2 protein-coding genes are annotated in these 4,520 nt (G+C 75.4%); both read left to right on the top strand.

The genetic code is table 11. The features are described 5' to 3' along the window. A partial coding sequence (locus tag MXD60_RS25815; RefSeq protein ID WP_248822223.1) for an SDR family NAD(P)-dependent oxidoreductase occupies nucleotides 1-2,519 on the top strand: 2,519 nt, incomplete at its 5' end. A 46-nt stretch (nucleotides 2,520-2,565) separates the two neighbouring features. Beyond that, on the top strand, nucleotides 2,566-4,520 hold a 1,955-nt coding region (locus MXD60_RS25810), incomplete at its 3' end, for a type I polyketide synthase (RefSeq protein ID WP_248822221.1).

Here is a 4,520-nt window from a genome sequence, read left to right as displayed (position 1 = left end):
TCACCACCTACCTCGAACTCGGACCCGACACCACCCTCACCACCCTCACCACCCAAACCCTCAACCCCACCAGCACCGACCCCACCAACAGCCCACTCGTCCTCCCCACCCTGCGCCCCTCCCAGCCCGCCACCCACACCCTCACCACCGCCCTCGCCACCCTCCACACCCACGGCCACACCCCCACCCACACCACCCTCACCCCCCGTCCCGGCCATCACGCCCCGGACCTGCCCACCTACCCCTTCCAACGCCAGCGCTACTGGCTCAGTGAGCCGCCGGCAGCCGTGGTCGACCGGGCCGCCGATCCGTTGGACACGGTGGGCGCCGAGTTCTGGGACACGGTCCGGGAGGCCGACGCGCCGACGCTGGCCGCCACGCTGGGTCTTTCGGACCCGACCGATCAGACGGCCCTCGCCAGCGTGCTGCCGGCGCTGACGTCCTGGTGGGAGAACCGGGTCACCGCGTCGACCGCGGACTCCTGGCGGCATCGGATCGCCTGGCGCCCGGTCGCGGACGCCCCTTCGACGCGGCCCGGCGACTGGCTCGTGGTCCTGCCCGCCGAGCACCGCGACGACCCACGGACCAGCACCATCCGGGACGCGCTCGCGGGTGCCGGCGCCGAGGTCCGGCTGCTGAGCGTCGATGCCTCCGCGCAGGACCGGACGAGCCTGGCCGGGGAACTGCGCCGCCTGCTCGACGACCCCGCGGCGCCGGCGACCGAGAGTGGCACGAAGCCGGTGACGGGCGTGCTGTCCCTGCTCGCCCTCGACGAGCGGCCGCATCCGGACGCCTCGGCGACTCCGGTCGGCACCGTCGCGACCATCGCGTTGCTCCAGGCCCTGGAGGACATCGATCTTGACGTGCCGTTATGGGTCTGCACCACGGGGGCCGTGTCCACCGCCGCCGCCGACGTCGTGACGCGGCCGGGCGACGCGCTGCTGTGGGGTCTCGCCGCGGTCGCCGCAGTGGAGCATCCGACTCGGTGGGGCGGGATCGTCGACCTGCCGGAGCAGCTTGACCCGCGCGCGGCCGAGCTGACAGCGACAGCCCTGCGAGGTGCGACCGGCGAGACGGAGCTGGCCGTGCGCCCGGCGGGGCTGCTGGCCCGCCGGCTCGTCCCCGCACCGCGCAGCCCCCGGCGCCGCGGTCCAGCGGAAGGCTCCGACGCGACCCGGCCGACGCCGTCCGCCGGCTGGGAACCGCGGGGAACCGTTCTCATCACCGGTGGCACCGGCGCGCTGGGCGGGCACGTGGCCCGCTGGCTGGCCCGGTCCGGCGCGCCGCACCTGCTGCTGACCAGCCGTCGCGGCGAGCGGGCACCGGGAGCGGCGGAGCTCGCCGCGGAACTGCGCGGGCTGGGCACGCGCGTCACGATCGCCGCGGTTGACGTGGCCGACAAGGCGGCGCTCGCGGACGTCCTCGCCGCCATCCCGGCGCAGGTCCCGCTGCACGCGGTCGTGCACACCGCGGCCGTGCTGGACGACGGCCTGATCGCGGAGCTGACGCCGGAGAAGATCGACCGGGTGCTGCGGGTGAAGGTCGGCGGTGCCCGCAACCTGCACGAGCTGACCCTCGACGCGGACCTGGACGCCTTCGTGCTGTTCTCCTCGATCGCCGGCACCGCCGGGGTGTCGGGTCAGGGCAACTACGCGCCGGGCAACGCCTACCTCGATGCCCTCGCCGCCCACCGGCGTGCCGCCGGGTTCGTCGCCACCTCCCTCGCCTGGGGGCAGTGGGCCGGCGAGGGGCTCGCCGACGGGGCGGCGCAACGTGTCCTCGCCCGGTACGGGCTGCTCGCGATGGCGCCGGACACGGCCGTACGGGCCCTGGCCGACGCACTCGCCGACGGCGAGACCAGCCTCGCGGTCGTCAACGCCGACTGGCGGACGTTCCACCAGGCCCGGCCGCATCCGCTCGTCCACGAGCTGCCGGCGGTCGCCGCGGAACGGGCCGCCCGCGCCGGGCGGACCGGTGCGGACGGCGACGCGGCGGCCAGCGGCCCGGACCTCGCCGCCCAGCTCGCCGAGCTGGCGGGTCCGGCCCGCCGGGACGCGCTGCTGGCGATCGTCCGGGCCCATGTCGCCGCGGTGCAGGGCATCGCCGTGGCGGAGCAGGTCGACGTGGAACGCGGCTTCCGTGACCAGGGCTTCGACTCGCTGGCCGCGGTGAACCTGCGTAACCGTCTGATCGCCGCGACGCGGCTGACCCTGCCGGTCAGCCTGGTGTTCGACTACCCGACGGTCGCCGCGCTGACCGACCATCTGCTCGCCGAACTGGTGCCGGCGGAGCCGACCGGCCTCTCGGCGGTACTCACCGAGATCGACCGGCTCGAGGCCGCGCTCGGCGCCGTCGAGGTGATCGGCCCGGACCGCGCGGCGGCGACCGGCCGGCTGCGGGACCTCCTCGACCGGTTCAGCCCCCCGGCAGAGGTGGCGGACAGCGTCGCCACGGAACTGTCCGACGCCAGCGACGCCGAACTCATCGACTTCATCGGCAACACCCTCGGCATCTCCTGAACCCGGCACCGACGGACACGCCCGAGCCGAAGAAAGCAGGTGGACCATGAGTGACGACCAGATCCGATACCTCCTCCGGCGGGTGACCGCCGAACTGCACGAGACGCGGGAGCGGCTGCGGGACTCTCAGGAGGCCCGGCACGAGCCGATCGCGGTCGTCGGCATGGCCTGCCGTTTTCCCGGCGGCGTCGGTTCGGCCCAGGATCTGTGGGATCTGGTCGCCGAGGGGCGCGACGCCGTCGGCGAGTTCCCGACCGACCGCGGCTGGGCCGACGACCTCTACGACCCGGACCCGGACGCGGCCGGGAAGTCCTACACCCGCCACGGCGGTTTCCTGGCGGACGCCGCCGGCTTCGACGCCGAGTTCTTCGGCATCTCACCCCGCGAGGCGCTCGCCATCGACCCGCAGCAGCGGCTGCTGCTGGAGACGACCTGGGAGGCCTTCGAGCAGGCCGGCATCGACCCGACGACGCTGCGCGGCAGCCGCACCGCCGTGTTCGCCGGGACGAACGGCCAGGACTACGCCGCGGGCGTGACGCAGGCACCGCCGGAGCTGGAGGCCTACCTGGGGCTCGGCAGCCTCGGCAGTGTCCTGTCCGGGCGGATCTCCTACACGTTCGGGTTCGAGGGTCCGTCGGTCACCGTCGACACCGCCTGCTCCTCGGCGCTGGTCGCGCTGCACCTCGCCGCGCAGGCGCTGCGCGGCGGCGAGGCGGACCTGGCGCTGGCCGGCGGGGTCACGGTGATGTCGTCGCCGGCCGCGTTCGTCGAGTTCTCCCGCCAGCGCGGCCTGGCCGCCGACGGGCGCGCCAAGGCGTTCGCCGACGGCGCCGATGGCACCAGCTGGTCCGAGGGCGCCGGGGTGCTGCTGGTGGAACGCCTACGCGACGCCCAGGCGGCCGGCCACCCGATCCTCGCGGTGGTCCGCGGCACCGCAGTGAACTCCGACGGCGCGTCCAACGGCCTGACCGCGCCGAACGGGCCGTCGCAGCAGCGGGTCATCCGCGCGGCGCTCGCCGCCGCCCGGCTGAGCCCGGCGCAGGTCGACGCGGTCGAGGCGCACGGCACCGGCACCGCGCTGGGCGACCCCATCGAGGCGCACGCGCTGCTCACTACCTACGGCGGCAACCGGCCCGCGGACCGGCCGCTCTACCTCGGCTCGGTCAAGTCGAACCTCGGCCACACCCAGGCGGCCGCCGGGGCCGCCGGCCTCATCAAAATCGTCGAGGCGATCCGCGCGGGCGTCCTCCCGCCGACGCTGTACGTCGACCAGCCCTCGACGAAGGTCGACTGGACGGCCGGCGCCGTCGAGGTGCTCACCGCGTCCCGCCCATGGCCCGAGACCGGCGAACCGCGCCGCGCCGGGGTGTCGGCGTTCGGTGTCAGCGGCACCAACGCCCACATCATCCTGGAGCAGGCCCCGACGCCGGAGCGGACGCCGGCCCCGGCGGACGAGCCGCTGCCCACCGCCGAGGTCGCGGCGCCGGCTGTGGCGCCGGTTCTCCCCGTGCTGGTGCCGCTGTCCGCGCGCTCACCGCAGGCGCTGCGCGACACCGCCGGTCGGCTCGCCGCGCACCTGCGAGCCCGCTCCGACCGGCCCGGGACCGGCGGCACGCCGGTCGCCGAGGTGGCGGCGGCGCTGGCGGCGCGGACCCGGTTCGCCCACCGCGCGGTCGCCGTCGCGACCGACGAGCCGACGCTGCTGAGCGCGCTGGACGCCCTCGCTGAGGGCCGGCCGGCCGCCGGCCTTGTCACCGGCACCGCGACCGGCGGCCCGGTGGCGTTCCTGTTCTCCGGCCAGGGCAGCCAACGCCCCCGCATGGGCCACGAGCTGTACGACACCCACCCGATCTACCGGGCGGCGTTGGACGAGACCGCCGCCGCACTCGACGAACACCTCGACCGGCCCCTGCTCACCGTCCTGCACGCCGACCCCGACAGCCCCGACGCCGACCTCATCCACCACACCGCCTGGACCCAACCCACCCTCTTCGCCCTACA

The sequence above is a fragment of the Frankia sp. AgB32 genome, assembly GCF_023243045.1.
Classification (GTDB): Bacteria; Actinomycetota; Actinomycetes; order Frankiales; family Frankiaceae; genus Frankia.
This window is presented reverse-complemented; position numbering and strand designations above follow the sequence as displayed.